This is a genomic window from Phytobacter diazotrophicus, assembly GCF_052061655.1.
GTDB classification, from domain to species: domain Bacteria; phylum Pseudomonadota; class Gammaproteobacteria; order Enterobacterales; family Enterobacteriaceae; genus Phytobacter; species Phytobacter diazotrophicus.
The window spans coordinates 782,305-798,496 of the sequence record NZ_CM125428.1; the positions used below are offsets into that span (position 1 = coordinate 782,305).

At 51.0% G+C, this 16,192-nt stretch carries 15 protein-coding genes; 10 read left to right on the forward strand and 5 right to left on the reverse strand.

The features are described from left to right. Positions 1–132: 132 nt before the first annotated feature. A complete protein-coding gene (tolC, locus tag ACS0RQ_RS03815; protein ID WP_271849684.1) occupies positions 133–1,578 on the reverse strand; it encodes an outer membrane channel protein TolC in 1,446 nt (481 codons plus the stop codon). A 205-nt stretch (positions 1,579–1,783) separates the two neighbouring features. On the opposite strand from tolC, the gene nudF reads away from it, so the two are divergent. Genes nudF through parE form a run of 5 tightly spaced genes read left to right on the forward strand, consistent with a single transcriptional unit; the run spans position 1,784 to position 6,196 of the window. Beyond that, positions 1,784–2,416: an ADP-ribose diphosphatase gene (gene nudF, locus ACS0RQ_RS03820; protein WP_039078097.1), complete on the forward strand. Its 633-nt coding sequence runs from the start codon at positions 1,784–1,786 to the stop codon at positions 2,414–2,416. After that, positions 2,413–2,835 (forward strand): DUF1249 family protein, encoded by a 423-nt coding sequence (locus ACS0RQ_RS03825; protein WP_039078096.1) that lies wholly within the window; start codon positions 2,413–2,415, stop codon positions 2,833–2,835. The genes nudF and ACS0RQ_RS03825 overlap by 4 nt, the downstream gene beginning before the upstream one ends. A 24-nt stretch (positions 2,836–2,859) precedes the next feature. Beyond that, positions 2,860–3,687, forward strand: coding sequence for a 3',5'-cyclic-AMP phosphodiesterase (gene cpdA / locus ACS0RQ_RS03830; protein ID WP_271849685.1), 828 nt, complete (start codon positions 2,860–2,862; stop codon positions 3,685–3,687). Continuing rightward, positions 3,687–4,262, forward strand: coding sequence for an esterase YqiA (gene yqiA, locus ACS0RQ_RS03835; RefSeq protein WP_039078094.1), 576 nt, complete (start codon positions 3,687–3,689; stop codon positions 4,260–4,262). Before cpdA ends, yqiA begins: the two co-directional genes overlap by 1 nt. A gap of 41 nt (positions 4,263–4,303) precedes the next feature. Further along, positions 4,304–6,196, forward strand: coding sequence for a DNA topoisomerase IV subunit B (gene parE, locus ACS0RQ_RS03840; protein ID WP_271849769.1), 1,893 nt, complete (start codon positions 4,304–4,306; stop codon positions 6,194–6,196). 48 nt (positions 6,197–6,244) lie between these two features. On the opposite strand, the gene ACS0RQ_RS03845 is transcribed toward parE, so the two are convergent. Beyond that, complete coding sequence (locus ACS0RQ_RS03845; protein ID WP_334632681.1) at positions 6,245–7,777, reverse strand: MFS transporter; 1,533 nt, start codon at positions 7,775–7,777, stop codon at positions 6,245–6,247. A gap of 20 nt (positions 7,778–7,797) precedes the next feature. Beyond that, complete coding sequence (gene uxaC / locus ACS0RQ_RS03850) at positions 7,798–9,204, reverse strand: glucuronate isomerase (protein ID WP_271849687.1); 1,407 nt, start codon at positions 9,202–9,204, stop codon at positions 7,798–7,800. A gap of 326 nt (positions 9,205–9,530) precedes the next feature. Between uxaC and uxuA the strand changes: the two genes are divergently transcribed. The 3 genes from uxuA (at position 9,531) to ACS0RQ_RS03865 (ending at position 11,540) form a co-directional block, all read left to right on the forward strand. After that, positions 9,531–10,601, forward strand: a complete 1,071-nt coding sequence (gene uxuA / locus ACS0RQ_RS03855) for a mannonate dehydratase (protein ID WP_271849688.1) — start codon at positions 9,531–9,533, stop codon at positions 10,599–10,601. Positions 10,602–10,858: 257 nt separating this feature from the next. After that, on the forward strand, positions 10,859–11,191 hold the full coding sequence (locus ACS0RQ_RS03860) for a TehB family protein (protein WP_039078090.1): 333 nt from the start codon (positions 10,859–10,861) through the stop codon (positions 11,189–11,191). Positions 11,192–11,201: 10 nt separating this feature from the next. Beyond that, positions 11,202–11,540, forward strand: a complete 339-nt coding sequence (locus tag ACS0RQ_RS03865) for a DUF1869 domain-containing protein (RefSeq protein WP_271849689.1) — start codon at positions 11,202–11,204, stop codon at positions 11,538–11,540. A gap of 183 nt (positions 11,541–11,723) precedes the next feature. Here the strand turns inward: ACS0RQ_RS03865 and ACS0RQ_RS03870 are convergent, their stop codons facing one another. Further along, complete coding sequence (locus tag ACS0RQ_RS03870; RefSeq protein WP_039078088.1) at positions 11,724–12,038, reverse strand: putative quinol monooxygenase; 315 nt, start codon at positions 12,036–12,038, stop codon at positions 11,724–11,726. Positions 12,039–12,068: 30 nt separating this feature from the next. Then, on the reverse strand, positions 12,069–12,650 hold the full coding sequence (locus ACS0RQ_RS03875; RefSeq protein ID WP_047373098.1) for an NAD(P)H-dependent oxidoreductase: 582 nt from the start codon (positions 12,648–12,650) through the stop codon (positions 12,069–12,071). 200 nt (positions 12,651–12,850) lie between these two features. Here ACS0RQ_RS03875 and ACS0RQ_RS03880 point away from each other — a divergent pair, with 200 nt between their 5' ends. Then, on the forward strand, positions 12,851–13,717 hold the full coding sequence (locus tag ACS0RQ_RS03880) for an AraC family transcriptional regulator (RefSeq protein WP_271849690.1): 867 nt from the start codon (positions 12,851–12,853) through the stop codon (positions 13,715–13,717). Positions 13,718–13,890: 173 nt separating this feature from the next. Continuing rightward, complete coding sequence (parC, locus tag ACS0RQ_RS03885) at positions 13,891–16,149, forward strand: DNA topoisomerase IV subunit A (RefSeq protein ID WP_271849691.1); 2,259 nt, start codon at positions 13,891–13,893, stop codon at positions 16,147–16,149. The last annotated feature ends 43 nt before the right edge of the window (positions 16,150–16,192 follow it).

Sequence of the window (16,192 nt, forward strand, 5' to 3'; positions counted from 1 at the left end):
AATAAAAGGTCAGGATAGTGGATGAGTGTCTGAAAATGAAGCAGGAGGCGGGTCAGCAGGGGGGATCTTTACGTTGCCTTACGTAAAAACGGGGGCTGTATGCCCCCGTACGATAATAATGGGAAATAAGAATTAATGCGTTGTTTTGCGCACGCTGGTCGGCTGTGTCTGAGGAGCCTGTCCGTTTGCCATCTTCGCAACGCGGGCTTCTTGCTCTGGGTTTTCCGGCGCCACATTTTCCGGCGAGGTAGAGATAGGTTTACCCAGTGTGTTGTTCAGCGCCAGAAGATCCTGCTCATTCAGTGTGCCGAGAGCAGATTTAATATTCAACTGGTTAATCAGATAGTTATAACGCGCGCTGGAAAGTTGCTGCTTCGCGTTATACAGCGTGGTGGTTGCGTCCAGTACGTCCACAATGGTACGTGTACCCACGGAGTAACCTGCTTCCATCGCATCCAGAGAACTTTGCGCAGAAACAACGGCTTGTTTATACGCGTTGATGCTGCTGATGGAGGCATTCACGTTGTTGAAGGAGGAACGAACGGTCTGTACAACGCTGCGGTGTGCGCTTTCCAGTTGCTCGCTTGCGCCAACGAAGTTGTACTGTGCCTGTTTCACCTGCGAATTCACCATCCCGCCCTGATACAGCGGCAGGGAGAAGCTCAGGCCCACTTTATTCTGACCAATTTTGCTGTCGTCATACTGGGCGCTGTTAGTACGGGAGCCGCTGTAGGAAGTATTCGATACCGCAGTAGACGCGGTCAAATCAAGCGTCGGCAGATGACCATCTTGCGCCTGGCGAATCTGCTCACGTGCAAGATCCTGGCTCAGACGTGCCTGCAGCAACGTCAGGTTGCGGCTTTCTGCATCCTTCAGCAGTGTGTTCACCGCCTGAGGTTTGTCTGTTTTGAAGCCATCAACGTTCAGTGACGCCAGCTGCGGATAGTAGTTACCGGTGACCTGACGCAGTGACTCGACGGCATTGTCGAGATTGTTACGTGCGGTCACTTCGTTAGCCAGTACGGTGTCATACTGTGAACGGGCGTTCTGTACGTCGGTAATCGCAACCAGACCCACATTAAAACGCTGGGTAGTTTGGTCTAACTGACGGTAGATAGCCTGTTTCTGCGCTTCGGTATAAGAGAGCGAGTCGATGGCGCTTAATACGTTAAAATAAGCGGTGGCAGTATTCAAAATGAGCGTTTGCTGATCGGTCTGGTACGTCACATCCTGGATGCCTGCGGATTTTTCCTGTAACGTCAACGCACGCCATTTGGACATATCAAACAAAGTTTGCGTAAGCTGCAGGGAGCCGCTGGTGGCGTTGGAGTTCACACCATTGCTGTCGCGATAGCCATTGCTGTAGGTGTAATCCGCACCCAAACCCAGCTGTGGCAGTAACGGGCTGCGCGCTTCGTTAATTTTCTCGAAAGCTGCATCACGATCGGCGGCGGATTTACGCAGATCGGGGTTGCTTAAACGCGCCTGCTGATAAACCTGCAACAGGTTTTCTGCCTGGCTCATAGCACTGAAACCTGTCAGGCTCAGGCCGATAAGAATGGGGAGCAATTTCTTCATTTGCATTCCTTGTTGTGAAGCATGAATAGCGCTGATCTAAATTCAGAAATATTCGCCGATTCTAACAGAGAGCGCCACCGCTGAAGGTTGGCGTAAAGTGCCATCCGACGTAAATTTGCCCCAATCTATCACATGGCGCTTTAAACGGCAGTCAAACAGGCTTGAAAACATCAAAATCAACATTAATTAATAACAGGATATCCGCATGAGTAAGCCAGAAACCTCTGCTGTGACTTTCACAAAAAACGATGTAGAAATTATTGCACGGGAAACGCTCTATAGCGGTTTTTTTTCGCTCGAACTCTACCGTTTTCGTCATCGTTTGTTCAATGGTGAGATGAGCGGTGAGGTACGGCGCGAAATTTTTGAACGCGGTCACGCTGCAGTCTTGCTACCCTTTGACCCAGTAAGGGATGAAGTGGTGTTAGTAGAACAGATTCGCATTGCTGCGTTTGATACCAGCGAAAGTCCGTGGTTGCTGGAGATGGTGGCCGGCATGATCGAAGAGGGCGAGTCTGTTGAAGATGTCGTTCGACGTGAGGCGGTTGAGGAAGCCGGGCTGACCGTGGGGCGGGTGAAAAAGATGTTGAGCTATCTGGCAAGCCCGGGGGGCACCAGCGAGCGCTTATCCATATTGGTTGGCGAAGTGGACGCTACACAGGCCGAAGGTATTCACGGTCTGGTGGATGAAAACGAAGATATTCGTGTTCATGTGGTGAGCCGGGAACAGGCTTATCAGTTGGTAGAAGAGGGGAAAATCGACAACGCAGCGTCTGTCATCGCCCTGCAATGGCTGCAACTGCATTATGAGAGCTTACGAAACGAGTGGAAAAAATGAAGCGTTATACACCTGACTTCCCTGAAATGATGCGCCTGTGCGAGACCAATTTCGCGCAGCTCCGCCGCCTGTTGCCACGTAACGATGAGGCAGGCGAAACAGTGAGCTATCAGGTGGCGAATGCGCAATACCGGTTAACGATTGTCGAATCCACCCGCTACACTACGCTTGTGGAAATCGAACAGACCCTGCCCGCTGTCAGCTACTGGAGCCTGCCATCAATGACAGTGCGCCTTTATCATGACGCTATGGTAGCCGAAGTGTGTTCGAGTCAGCAGATCTTTCGTTTTAAAGCGCGTTATGATTATCCGAATAAAAAGTTGCATCAACGCGACGAAAAGCATCAAATTAATCAGTTTCTGGCCGACTGGCTACGTTACTGTTTAGCACATGGAGCAATGGCGATTCCGGTTTGTTAGCGTAGTGAAACCTAAGGACACCATTTGGAAAGCCTGTTAAACCTTCCTCTGGCTGGTGGGGCCAGAGTCAGGATATTACAAATTACAGACACTCACCTGTTTGCCGAAAAACATGAAACGTTGTTAGGTGTGAATACCTGGGAAAGCTATCAGGCCGTACTGGATGCCATTCAGGCCCAGCAGCGTGAGTGTGATTTGATTGTCGCCACGGGCGACCTGGCGCAGGATCAGACCGCTGCGGCTTATCAGCATTTTGCTGAGGGCATCGCAAGATTCGGCGCGCCTTGTGTCTGGCTGCCAGGTAATCATGATTTTCAACCGGCAATGTATACCGCACTGCAGGAAGCAGGTATTTCCTCCTCCAAACGGGTAATCACTGGCGATAACTGGCAAATTCTCCTGCTTGATAGTCAGGTATTTGGCGTTCCACACGGTGAGCTGAGTGAATTCCAGCTCGACTGGCTGGAAAAAAAACTGAGTGCCAGTCCTGAACGTCATACGCTGCTATTGTTACATCATCACCCGTTGCCTTCGGGATGTAGCTGGTTGGATCAACACAGCCTGCGAAATGCCGCAGAGCTGGATAACGTGCTGGCGCGTTTCCCGCATGTTCGCTACCTGCTATGCGGACATATTCACCAGGAGCTGGACCTCGACTGGAATGGCCGTCGCCTGTTAGCGACGCCATCGACCTGCGTGCAGTTTAAACCGCATTGTGCCAATTTCACGCTCGACACAATCGCGCCGGGCTGGCGCTGGTTGGATCTGTACCCGGACGGAAGCCTGCAAACTGAGGTCTGTCGTTTGCAATGCACGCGGTTCAACCCGGATACCGCGTCAGAAGGATACTGATGGCCACGCTCCTTTATTTGCATGGTTTTAACAGCTCGCCGCGTTCTGCGAAAGCAACGCAGTTGCGACACTGGCTGGCTGAACATTACCCTGATATCAACGTTGTTGTTCCACAGTTACCCGCTTACCCGGCGCAGGCTGCGGAACTGCTGGAATCGTTGGTGATGCAACATGGCGGGCAGCCGCTGGGTATTGTCGGTTCGTCCCTTGGGGGCTACTACGCAACCTGGCTCTCTCAGTGTTTTACACTGCCAGCGGTAGTGGTGAATCCGGCCGTTCGCCCGTTTGAATTGCTGGCAGAGTTCCTCGGTAACAACGAGAACCCCTACACCGGGGAGCAATATGTGCTAGAGTCTCGCCATATTTACGAGCTCAAAGTGATGCAGGTCGACCCGCTGGACGCGCCGGATTTAATCTGGTTGCTGCAACAGACAGGGGACGAAGTGCTGGATTACCGCCAGGCCGTGGCGTATTACGACGCATGTCGTCAGACGGTAGAAGAGGGCGGTAACCATGCATTTGTGGGCTTTGAGAATCATTTCACACAGATTGTCGATTTCCTTGGGCTCCATTGAGCCTGCCGGGAAACGAAGCGGTCACTATCTACGAACACATCATGACGCAATCCTATAACGCTGATGCCATAGAGGTACTCACCGGGCTTGAGCCGGTTCGCCGCCGTCCGGGGATGTATACCGATACCACCCGTCCCAACCATCTTGGTCAGGAAGTTATTGATAACAGCGTGGACGAAGCGCTGGCAGGCCACGCGAAGCGCGTGGATGTCATTCTGCACGCCGATCAATCTCTCGAAGTCATTGATGATGGTCGCGGTATGCCGGTGGATATTCACCCGGAAGAGGGGGTGCCTGCGGTCGAGCTGATTCTTTGTCGTCTGCACGCTGGCGGCAAGTTTTCCAACAAGAACTATCAGTTCTCCGGTGGTTTGCATGGCGTAGGGATTTCTGTGGTCAACGCCCTGTCTCGCCGCGTGGAAGTGAACGTGAAGCGTGACGGTCAGATTTACAATATCGCTTTTGAAAATGGCGAGAAGGTCAGCGACCTCAAGGTTGTCGGGACCTGCGCGAAACGCGCGACTGGTACCAGCGTCCACTTCTGGCCGGACGAGAAGTTCTTCGACAGCCCGCGTTTTTCCGTCTCCCGCCTGAGCCATCTGTTGAAAGCGAAGGCTGTGCTGTGCCCTGGCGTGGAAATCACCTTTAAAGATGAGGTGAACAACGCCGAGCAGCGCTGGTGCTATCAGGACGGTCTGAATGACTATCTTGCCGAAGCGGTGAATGGCCTGCCGACGCTGCCGGAAAAACCGTTTATTGGCAACTTTGCGGCTGAAACCGAAGCCGTGGATTGGGCACTGCTCTGGCTGCCGGAAGGCGGTGAGTTGCTGACAGAAAGCTACGTCAACCTGATCCCTACCATGCAGGGCGGTACTCATGTAAACGGTTTGCGTCAAGGGTTGCTCGACGCGATGCGTGAGTTTTGCGAATACCGCAATATTCTGCCGCGCGGCGTGAAGCTCTCGGCGGAAGATATCTGGGAACGCTGTGCATATGTGTTGTCGGTGAAAATGCAGGATCCGCAGTTCGCCGGGCAGACCAAAGAGCGTCTGTCATCGCGCCAGTGTGCGGCCTTTGTTTCCGGCGTAGTGAAAGATGCCTTTAGCCTGTGGTTGAACCAGAACGTGCAGGCCGCAGAAATGCTGGCGGAAATGGCGATTTCCAGCGCCCAGCGTCGCCTGCGTGCCGCGAAGAAAGTGGTGCGTAAAAAGCTCACCAGTGGGCCGGCGCTGCCAGGCAAACTCGCTGACTGTACCGCTCAGGATCTCAACCGTACCGAGCTGTTCCTGGTGGAAGGTGATTCGGCGGGCGGTTCTGCCAAGCAGGCGCGCGATCGTGAATATCAGGCGATCATGCCGCTGAAAGGTAAGATCCTGAATACCTGGGAAGTCTCCTCTGATGAGGTGCTGGCTTCGCAGGAAGTGCATGATATCTCTGTGGCGATCGGTATCGATCCGGACAGTGACGATCTGAGCCAGTTACGTTACGGCAAGATCTGTATTCTGGCGGATGCCGACTCGGATGGTCTGCACATCGCGACGCTGCTGTGCGCGCTGTTTGTGAAACATTTCCGCACGCTGGTGAAGAACGGTCATGTCTACGTTGCTCTGCCGCCGTTGTATCGTATCGATCTGGGCAAAGAAGTTTACTATGCCCTGACCGAAGAAGAGAAAACGGGTGTGCTGGAGCAGCTTAAGCGCAAGAAAGGCAAGCCGAACGTGCAGCGCTTTAAAGGTCTGGGTGAAATGAACCCGATGCAGTTGCGCGAAACGACGCTTGATCCTAACACTCGCCGACTGGTGCAGCTCATCATCAGTGATGACGATGATCAGCGGACGAATGCAATGATGGATATGCTGTTGGCCAAGAAACGTTCGGAAGATCGTCGCAACTGGCTGCAAGAAAAAGGTGATATGGCGGATATTGAAGTTTAAGCCACTGAGACTCTTCAGGCCTGGTGGCCTGAAGAGTGTTTGCCTCAGTTAGTCCATTATCGCTTTTTGTTTCGGCGAGAGGGGCTGTGTTTCAGGGGCCATTTCCGGCCAGAGTTTTTCATATTTTACCCCAGTCAGATCTTCCACAATGCTGCGTGTTTCAGGTGTTACTGCGGCACGTGAACCATTGTTTTTCAGTCTTTCTACTTCATCGACAAAAACTTTATGAGTCTGTTTATTCAAATGGAAGGTCAGAGCCTGCCATAAGGCGAGAACCAGCAAACCTGCGGTACCAATAAACAGTGTCATGGCAATGGTATGCACTGCTTGTTCTGGCTGGACCTGGCTGCCTTTTACAAAGCCGCCCTCCTGCAAAATAAAACCGACAACAAAGGTCGCGATAGCGACGGTAGTTTTGCGAGAGAAGGTCATCACCGCTGCAAACAGACCTTCACGGCGCTGACGCGTAATCATCTCATCAATATCAGGAATAAATGGGAAGACATTCCACGGGGTAAATTCCAGAACACAACGACCGACCTGGTACAAACCGGCCAGGATAATCAGCAGCAGGGCTTTTTGCTCTGTCGGGAAGAGATAAATCAGCAGAATACCGCCAAGGCAAAGCATCATTGTGCTGTAGGCAAAAACATAAAGTTTTGATGGGCCAAATTTGATGATAGCGAAACCGGCTACCAGCGTAACGGGCAGACCGATGATACTCATCGACAGCAGGCTTCCCGCAAACGCGGAGGAAACTTGCAGGCAGTAGACGCAGAAAAAGACGAAAACGGTGTTGTATATGTCTTTGGCGGTAAACGAGAGCAGATAGATGGCCAGATGTTTACGAAAGGCCCTCACTTTCAGCGTTGATAAGTAGTCCTTAAAAAGGCTCAGAATATTGACCCGTGAAGCTGAGCGATCGCTTTCCAGTTCAGCAAGCATTTCCGGCGTTAATTCGCGCTCCCAGGTCACTTTCCACGAGATAAATACGCAAACCATAAAAGCCACGGCAAATACGATGCCGTTTATCAGATAAGCTTCGGCACTCTTTTCGCCGAGGTAGCCAATGAGCAGCCCCGGAATAAATGTGGCGAGAAAGGTTCCCGTTGCAGAAAGAAACATACGCCCGGTAGAAAGTTTTGTCCTGGCGTTGAAATCTTTGGTCATCTCAGAGGGCAGGGTTTCCCACGGGATAAGCACCATGGCAGCGATAATTTCAAAGGCAAGATATACGCTGAGATAGAACCAGTAGTTCATGCCATTAAGCCAAAGAAGGGCATAAACCAGCATTAACGGTGAACCAATCAGCAGGAAAAATCGGCGACGACCAAATTTCTTACCAAGGGTATTTTTATAAAAATGGTCTGTGAATGTTCCCATGAACAAACTGATAATAGCATCGACAATTCGCGCTATAGCTACGATGGAAGCAGCTTCTAATGGCGAGAGGCCCACAAATGTTGTGTAATAAAATAATAGCCATGCGCCAATGACGGTAAATGCACCACCACCCATGATATCGGTAAGGCCATAACCGATACTGACAGGTATGGTAATTTTTCTTTCTGAGTTCTTCATGTTTTATCTCGATTATAAAATCAGAAATTGAAATAAGAACGGGCGTTGTCTGCGCAAATTCCTTTGATCATGCTGGATAAAATATCCATATCTTCTGGTACTTCACCCCGATCAACCCAACCGCCTATAAGATTGCAAAGAATACGTCTGAAATAATCATGGCGGGTATAAGACACAAAACTACGGGAATCCGTAAGCATGCCAATAAAATTGGCAAGTAACCCTTGATCGGCCAGAGTCATTAATTGATTGACCATGCCACGTTGGGTATCGTTAAACCACCATCCAGAACCGAACTGCATGGGTGATTTAATCCCTTCTTCTCCACTCTGAAAATTAGCCAATGCCGAGGCTACAATATCGTTATAGCCAGCGTTTAAATTATAGAGAATGGTTTTAGGCAGACCATTATTTTCCGCCATTGCGTTAAGCAGGGCATTTAAATTCGCAGCCAGGTTCTGTTGGTCGGCAATTGAATCAAAGCCACTATTAATACCAATAGCGTGATATTGCGGCATATTATTATTTCGGATAGCACCGAAATGAATCTGCATTGCCCACTCTTTTTGCTTATAGAGAGCAGCGAGTTTCACAAATATAATGCTGTTCCATGCCTGCATCCCTTCGGCGGAAAGTGTTTGTTGCGCCATTCTGGCCGCAAAAAGCGCCTCTGCTTGTTCATCGCTGACGCGCTGGTAGCTCACTTCTACCGGGCCATGATCGGAAATACGACAGCCAACCTCATGGAAGAAATCGATACGCGCGGCAATCGCAGCAATGAATGATGAAAAATGCGTAATATTGACTGAACTTATTTCAGCGAGTTGAGTGATAAATTGGCTAAACCGGATGGGATCCGCTTCGAATAATTCATCGGGACGAAATGTCGGTAGTACGCGCGTAGCAAACCCTTTCTCATTTTTAAGAAGTTGGTGATATTTCAAATCATCCAGGGGCTTATCCGTCGTGCAAATAATTTCAACATTTGACCGAGAAATAAGTGCGCGGGGTGAAAAAACACTGTTTTTTAATTTATTGTTACATTCATTCATCACCTCACGCCAGTTGTTACTGTTTAGCGGGGTGTGAATATCAAAATAGGTGGCGAGTTCAAGATGTGTCCAGTGATATAACGGGTTACCAAAGCTGGATTCAACCGTTTTAGCCCAGGCTTCAAACTTCTCCTCAGCAGAAGCATGGCCTGTAATATATTTTTCCTGAATACCATTGGCGCGCATGGCTCGCCATTTGTAGTGATCGCCTTCAAGCCAGAGTTGGGTGATATCGCGAAAAGGTTTGTTTTCGAAAATGTCCCGGGCTTCAAGATGACAATGATAATCCAGTATTGGCTGCTTCTTCGCATAGCGCGTATAGAGCGTTTTTCCTGCTTTGCTGTTAATCATAAAATCGTCGTTAATCAACGTCATGATCGACTTGCTCCTGAAATTTTAACTTAAGGAATTTTTATAAAATCAATAATTGTGCTGTATTTACGGTATACCTAAAAACCGTTCAGTCTACTACCATACCAGATAAGTTTTTAATTATGTGAAGAGTGTCAAATTTTGAAATGGTGTTTTAATCGTGTTTGCATCTCGATTATTAACGGATGCTTAACATATTTTTCAATCTATTTAACCTTCGTTATTGATTCAGAAAATCTATTGATTATTAAACCCCATCGTTTTAATGTACTGTTCATAAGCTACTAGTATGGTAGGTATTGTTTACTCATTCGGGTTGAGGTTGTTCTATGCAGATGACAATGCGGTGGTTTGGGTCAACAGAGGACAAAGTTTCTCTGGAATATATTCGCCAGGTTCCGGGCGTAGAAGGGGTCGTCGGTGCGTTGTACGACATCCCGGTGGGTGAAATATGGCCCGAAGATAAGATTGAAGCGTTGGTCGGCCAGGCCACCGCCGCCGGCCTGAAAATGGAAGTCATCGAGAGCGTTAATATTCATGATGACATCAAAATTGGTCTACCGAGCCGCGACCGTTACATTGAAAATTACCAGCAAACCATTCGCAATCTGGCGCGGTTTGGTGTGAAGGTCATTTGCTACAACTTCATGCCTGTTTTTGACTGGATGAAGACGGACATGAACTACGTTCTGCCAGATGGCTCCCTGACCATGGCCTTTGAGAAAAAGGATATTGATAAAAGCCTGGAAGAGGTGGTGAGTGAGGTGCTCAGTAATTCAAACGGCTTTGCACTGCCTGGGTGGGAACCTGAACGTCTGGCGCAGGTACAGAAATTATTTGCCAGTTATAAAGGTGTCGACGACGAAAAATTACGGGAAAATTTAGTTTATTTTCTTAAGGCAGTCATTCCGGTTTGTGAAGACGTTGGTGTCAAAATGGCAATTCATCCTGACGATCCGCCGTACTCTATTTTCGGCCTGCCGCGCGTTGTCAAAAATCGTCAGGATCTGGATTGGCTCTGCAACGCCGTCGATTCAGAAGCCAATGGTATCACCCTGTGTACGGGCTCAATTGCAGAAGACCCTGAAAATAATGTCTACGAGATTCTGGCTGAATTTACCCGTCGCAAGCGTATTCATTTTGCCCATGTGCGTAATATTAAACTTATTAAGGATAAAGACTTTTATGAGTGCGCACATCCGTCACAGTACGGCTCTCTGGATATGTACAAAGTGATGCAAGCGCTGCACGACAATGGTTTCGAGGGTTATATTCGCCCGGATCATGGCCGTTTTATCTGGGGGGAAACCGGTCGTCCGGGCTACGGCTTATACGATCGCGCGCTGGGTGTTACTTACCTGGTGGGCCTGTGGGAAGCGTTGCAAAAACAATCGGCGTAATGATCTGAAACTGGTGATATTGCATCGCCAGATCCCTGCGGTTCTGAAATCAGGCGCGCCTGATAAGGCGTTTTACGGCGCAACCGGATGTCCCGGCTGCGCTTTTTCATACCCCGTCATCTCTCTTCTTCCCGGTCTACTCCCCTCTACTCCTCATGGCGTACAACGCCGCTTCAACGCTTTTATTCTCATTCTAAAGGTGTATTTTATTTGCAATATATCGTTTCAACCGATGCATATTTTATTAAGGATGAAACATGCAACGCATTGTTATACCAACACATTATGTGCACGTGCGCTCAACACCGTTATGGACTAAAGAGACTGCCCCCGCTTCTATCTGGCAGCGGCATCTGGATGCCGGTACGCGCCAGGGGGTAAATCCACGCTTGTGCGTTATGCAGGGGGCGATTCGCTATTACGGCTATGCCGATGAAACCAGCCCGCAACCGGTGGAAACAATGACCATCGAAGCCGGACAGTTTGGCGTATTTCCGGCAGAAAAGTGGCACCGCATTGAAGCGCTATCAGACGATACGGTATTCAATGTCGATTTCTGGGTCGATCCCAAGGTACTGATTGAAGGTTGAGGGGAATGTCATGACAACGGAAAACAAAGGCTATTCGCTGGCCATCACAAACCGCGGCAGCAAAACAACGGCAGAGAAAGTGTATCTGAAACCGATGGCGCTCTATGTGCCGGATATCGCCGTTGCGGCGGTGGTTGAGCTGCTTGAAAAATTGGCGGATAAGAGCGCAAGCGAGAAGGGTTTTACCCTGACGGTGACCAATAACAACAACGGTGTGTCAGTGGATAAAGATTTCTCTGCGCTGGCAGAGCTGCACGATGCCACTGTGGCAGCGGATGCGGTCAAAGATCTGATCAATATCGTGCGTGGCTATGAGTCTGATGAAGAGACCAACGTCTGCGGATGGTGAATCGTTTTTGATGTCGCATGAAGAATGCCGTCATCGTGATTTACCCCTGTGAGATGAAAATTTATAGCCTTTATCTCACAGGGTTCATGGTAACGCGTATCGCTGATCCCTTGTATAGCCCGGTCAAGACGCTTACGCCGCATCCGGGTAATCCCGAAACAAGATCAGGATACAACGAGGGGATTAAACCCCTTGTTCCAGAATGCGGATATGCGTTTCCAGCACATCGCCTTTCACGGCTTCGCTCCAGGCTTTCATATGTGGCGTTTGCAGATGCGCTTCTAAGTGCGCCACGCTCTCCCAGTTTTCCACCATGATAATGGAGTCCGGTGCGCTCGTCTGGAAACTGACGCCTGCGGCATGGTCAACCCACGGCGCATAGCCATGGCAACCCTCTTCCTGCAACACAGTCGGGATAATTTTTGCGAATTGATCAAGGACCGCCTGGCGATGGTGCTGGCCAGGGCGGGTACGAATTTCAGCAATCACTGTCAACATGGTTAACTCCTTCTAAGTCCAGCTTCACAGTTAAGCAAAAATCTCCGCAAGATGCTTGCGATATTCCTCAATATAACGCGGTACATCTGGCATTTTGATCACGTCATTCGCGATAAAACTCGGCAGAGCTTCCATCCCGAGGAACTGATTCGCTTTGTGGAACGGCAGATAAACACCGTCAACGCCGACGCCATGGAAGAACTGCTCTTCATCGGTAAAGGCATCAAGCGGTGCGTTCCAGGTCAGAGAAAGCATGTATTTTTTCCCCTGAATCAGACCACCGGAACCGTACTTTTTCGCGCCGTCAGAACGGGTACGCCCATCGCTGGCATACAGCGAGCCGTGGCCTTCGGTAAACACATCGTCCATGTATTTTTTTACGGTCCAGGGAGCGCCCATCCACCAGCCAGGCATCTGCCAGATAACTACGTCGGCCCAGAGAAAATTCTGCACTTCTTCTTTAACATCATAATCACCGTCGGTACGTACGCTTTTTACTGCGTGTCCGTTATCGCGCAGAAAACTTTCGGCGACAGAGGTGAGGGTGTCATTGAGTTGCCCTTTAGAGTGGGCGAATTTTTTTGCGCCGTTGATAATCAGAATGTTGCTCATTTTTTGTCCTTATCGAAACGTTAATGCCGGTAATTTTATCCCGCATGCGTCAATGACAAAACTGGCAAAGCGTGCAAAGACTTTTGCATTTAAAGCAATAATCGCTTTCGGAGTGGGACTAAAGCGACTGCGCGTATTGCGCAAGATCGGTCAGGATTAACCTTCGTCGAACCGCCAAAGTAGCGCCTCAGGAGGATGCGATGAACGACACGCGTAAGGCGGTTTATTCAGCACGTTTCAGAATGGTTTGTCACTACATTGAACGTCATCTGGATGAGCCCTTATCACTGGAGGCATTGAGTGCGATTGCGCACTGCTCGCCTTTTCACTTTCACCGGATGTTTACAGCCTGGAGCGGAATGCCGCTTTATCGCTATATCCAGTGGCTGCGGCTGCGTCACGCCTCGTGGCGACTGGCGTTTAATCCGCACGATAAAATTATCGATATCGCCCTGGATGCGGGTTTTCAAAATCCGGAGTCGTTCAGTCGCGCCTTCAAAACGGCGTTAGGCGCCAGTCCCCGTCAGTTTCGTCGTGAACCGGACTGGGTGAACTGGCACCAACGCGTACCGAAAAACGTTTCTCAGGAGCGAACGATGAAAGAGATCAACATAGTCCTGTTTCCGACCACGCCAGTGGCGATGCTAAAACACCGGGGCGACCCGGCACAGGTGAATGCCAGCGCCGCGACATTTATTGAGTGGCGGCGAAGTAGCGGTCTTTCGCCGGTTGAGCGTTATCCGACATACGGTATTGCATGGGACGATCCCGAGTCAGTGCCTGCCGACGCATTCCGCTTTGATATTTGTGCGGCCGTGGAGCAGGCAGTACCGGCAAATACGTTTGGCGTCGAAAATGGCGAAATCCCCGGCGGGCGCTGCGCGGTCATCCGTCATCATGGCTCGCTCGACTCCGTGGGGGAGAGCGTGTATCACCTCTTTCGGCACTGGCTGCCGGAGAGTGGCGAAACCGTGCGCGATTTCCCGGTCTTTTTCCACTATCTGAATTTTGTGCATCAGGTGCCTGAGCACGAACTCAAGACCGATATTTACCTTCCTCTCGTGTAAGCCTGACGCGGCCACCAGCCTTCGGTAGCCGCCAGATGCCTGAACAGGCGAAAGTCCCCCGGCGCGATAGGTTTTGTACGCGCATCACTATGCCTTAACGTCACAGATAGGGTAGTATCTGCGGCAATATTGCCGCCGAAAAGGCGGACGCACATGTTGAGGAATCACACTTAATGAGCGATATGGCAGAGCGCCTTGCGCTACATGAATTTACGGAAAACGCGTATCTGAACTATTCCATGTACGTCATCATGGACCGTGCGTTGCCGTTTATCGGTGATGGCCTGAAACCTGTTCAGCGTCGCATTGTTTACGCTATGTCTGAATTGGGGCTGAGCGCCAGCGCCAAATTCAAAAAATCCGCCCGTACCGTGGGCGACGTACTGGGTAAATATCACCCGCACGGCGACAGCGCCTGTTACGAAGCCATGGTCTTAATGGCACAGCCGTTCTCCTATCGTTATCCGCTGGTTGACGGACAGGGGAACTGGGGGGCGCCGGACGACCCGAAATCCTTCGCCGCAATGCGTTATACCGAATCCCGTTTGTCCAAATACGCGGAAGTGCTGCTGGGTGAACTGGGGCAGGGGACGGCGGATTGGGTTCCGAACTTTGATGGTACGCTGCAGGAGCCGAAGATGCTGCCTGCGCGCCTGCCGAACATTCTGCTAAACGGCACCACCGGGATTGCGGTCGGGATGGCGACCGATATCCCGCCGCATAACCTGCGTGAAGTGGCAAAAGCGGCGATCACCCTGATTGAACAGCCGAAAACCACCCTCGACCAGATTCTGGATATCGTTCAGGGGCCGGATTACCCGACCGAAGCAGAAATCATCACGTCGCGAACTGAAATCCGTAAAATTTACGAGAACGGTCGCGGCTCCGTACGTATGCGTGCGGTGTGGAAAAAAGAAGACGGTGCCGTGGTGATTACCGCGTTGCCGCACCAGGTTTCCGGTGCGCGCGTACTGGAGCAGATTGCCGCCCAGATGCGCAACAAAAAGCTGCCGATGGTGGATGACCTGCGCGATGAGTCCGACCACGAAAACCCGACCCGTCTGGTGATTGTGCCGCGCTCCAACCGCGTGGATATGGAGCAGGTTATGAACCACCTGTTTGCCACCACCGATCTGGAAAAAAGCTACCGTATTAACCTCAACATGATCGGTCTGGACGGACGTCCGGCGGTGAAAAACCTGCTGGAGATCCTCACCGAATGGCTGACTTTCCGTCGCGATACGGTACGTCGTCGCCTGAATTATCGTCTGGAGAAAGTGCTCAAGCGCCTGCATATCCTTGAAGGCCTGCTGGTAGCATTCCTCAATATTGACGAAGTGATTCATATTATTCGCACCGAAGATGAGCCGAAGCCGGTTCTGATGTCGCGGTTTGGCATCAGCGAGACCCAGGCCGAAGCCATTCTCGAACTGAAATTACGCCACCTCGCCAAACTCGAAGAGATGAAAATTCGCGGCGAGCAGGACGAGCTGGCAAAAGAGCGCGATCAACTGCAGGCTATCCTTGCCTCTGAGCGCAAGATGAATAATCTGCTCAAGAAAGAGCTGCAGGCGGATTCCGATTCCTTTGGCGACGACCGCCGTTCACCGCTGCATGAACGCGAAGAAGCGAAAGCGATGAACGAACACGATATGCAGCCGTCTGAGCCAGTGACTATCGTACTGTCGCAAATGGGCTGGGTACGTAGCGCCAAAGGCCATGACATTGATGCACAGGGCTTAAGCTACAAAGCGGGCGATAGCTGGAAAGCGTCGGCGAAGGGCAAGAGCAATCAGCCGGTGGTCTTTATCGACTCGACCGGGCGCAGCTACGCCATTGACCCGATCACGTTACCTTCCGCGCGTGGGCAAGGGGAGCCGTTAACCGGTAAACTGACCCTGCCGCCCGGTGCCGTTGTTGAGCATATGGTCATGACCAACGAAGACCAGAAACTGCTAATGGCGAGCGATGCTGGTTACGGTTTTGTCTGCACATTCAACGATCTGGTGGCGCGTAACCGTGCGGGTAAGACGCTGATCAGTCTGCCGGACAACGCCCGTGTGATGCCGCCGCTGGAAATTGAAAACGACGCGGATATGCTGCTGGCGATCACCACGGCAGGCCGCATGCTGATGTTCCCGGTGGGGGATCTGCCGCAGTTGTCAAAAGGCAAAGGCAACAAGATAATCGGCATTCCGTCGGCGGAAGCCGCCAAAGGCGAAGACGGCCTGGCGCATCTCTACCTGCTGCCGCCGCAGAGCACGCTGACGATTCATGTGGGCAAACGTAAAATCAAACTGCGCCCGGAAGAACTGCAGAAAGTGCAGGGAGAACGTGGCCGTCGCGGGACGCTGATGCGCGGCTTGCAGCGTATCGACCGCGTTGAGATTGATTCACCGTCCCGCCCCAGCGTCGGAAACAGCGAAGAGTAATTGTTCCGCATTCATCCCCCACGCATCGGTGGGGGAATGACTA

Bases quoted from the DNA above. Each gene is read 5' to 3' on its own strand.
- tolC (WP_271849684.1), bottom strand. From the start codon at position 1,578: ATGAAGAAATTGCTCCCCATTCTTATCGGCCTGAGCCTGACAGGTTTC.
- nudF (WP_039078097.1), top strand. From the start codon at position 1,784: ATGAGTAAGCCAGAAACCTCTGCTGTGACTTTCACAAAAAACGATGTA.
- ACS0RQ_RS03825 (WP_039078096.1), top strand. From the start codon at position 2,413: ATGAAGCGTTATACACCTGACTTCCCTGAAATGATGCGCCTGTGCGAG.
- yqiA (WP_039078094.1), top strand. From the start codon at position 3,687: ATGGCCACGCTCCTTTATTTGCATGGTTTTAACAGCTCGCCGCGTTCT.
- parE (WP_271849769.1), top strand. From the start codon at position 4,304: ATGACGCAATCCTATAACGCTGATGCCATAGAGGTACTCACCGGGCTT.
- ACS0RQ_RS03845 (WP_334632681.1), bottom strand. From the start codon at position 7,777: ATGAAGAACTCAGAAAGAAAAATTACCATACCTGTCAGTATCGGTTAT.
- uxaC (WP_271849687.1), bottom strand. From the start codon at position 9,204: ATGACGTTGATTAACGACGATTTTATGATTAACAGCAAAGCAGGAAAA.
- uxuA (WP_271849688.1), top strand. From the start codon at position 9,531: ATGCAGATGACAATGCGGTGGTTTGGGTCAACAGAGGACAAAGTTTCT.
- ACS0RQ_RS03860 (WP_039078090.1), top strand. From the start codon at position 10,859: ATGCAACGCATTGTTATACCAACACATTATGTGCACGTGCGCTCAACA.
- ACS0RQ_RS03865 (WP_271849689.1), top strand. From the start codon at position 11,202: ATGACAACGGAAAACAAAGGCTATTCGCTGGCCATCACAAACCGCGGC.
- ACS0RQ_RS03870 (WP_039078088.1), bottom strand. From the start codon at position 12,038: ATGTTGACAGTGATTGCTGAAATTCGTACCCGCCCTGGCCAGCACCAT.
- ACS0RQ_RS03875 (WP_047373098.1), bottom strand. From the start codon at position 12,650: ATGAGCAACATTCTGATTATCAACGGCGCAAAAAAATTCGCCCACTCT.
- ACS0RQ_RS03880 (WP_271849690.1), top strand. From the start codon at position 12,851: ATGAACGACACGCGTAAGGCGGTTTATTCAGCACGTTTCAGAATGGTT.
- parC (WP_271849691.1), top strand. From the start codon at position 13,891: ATGAGCGATATGGCAGAGCGCCTTGCGCTACATGAATTTACGGAAAAC.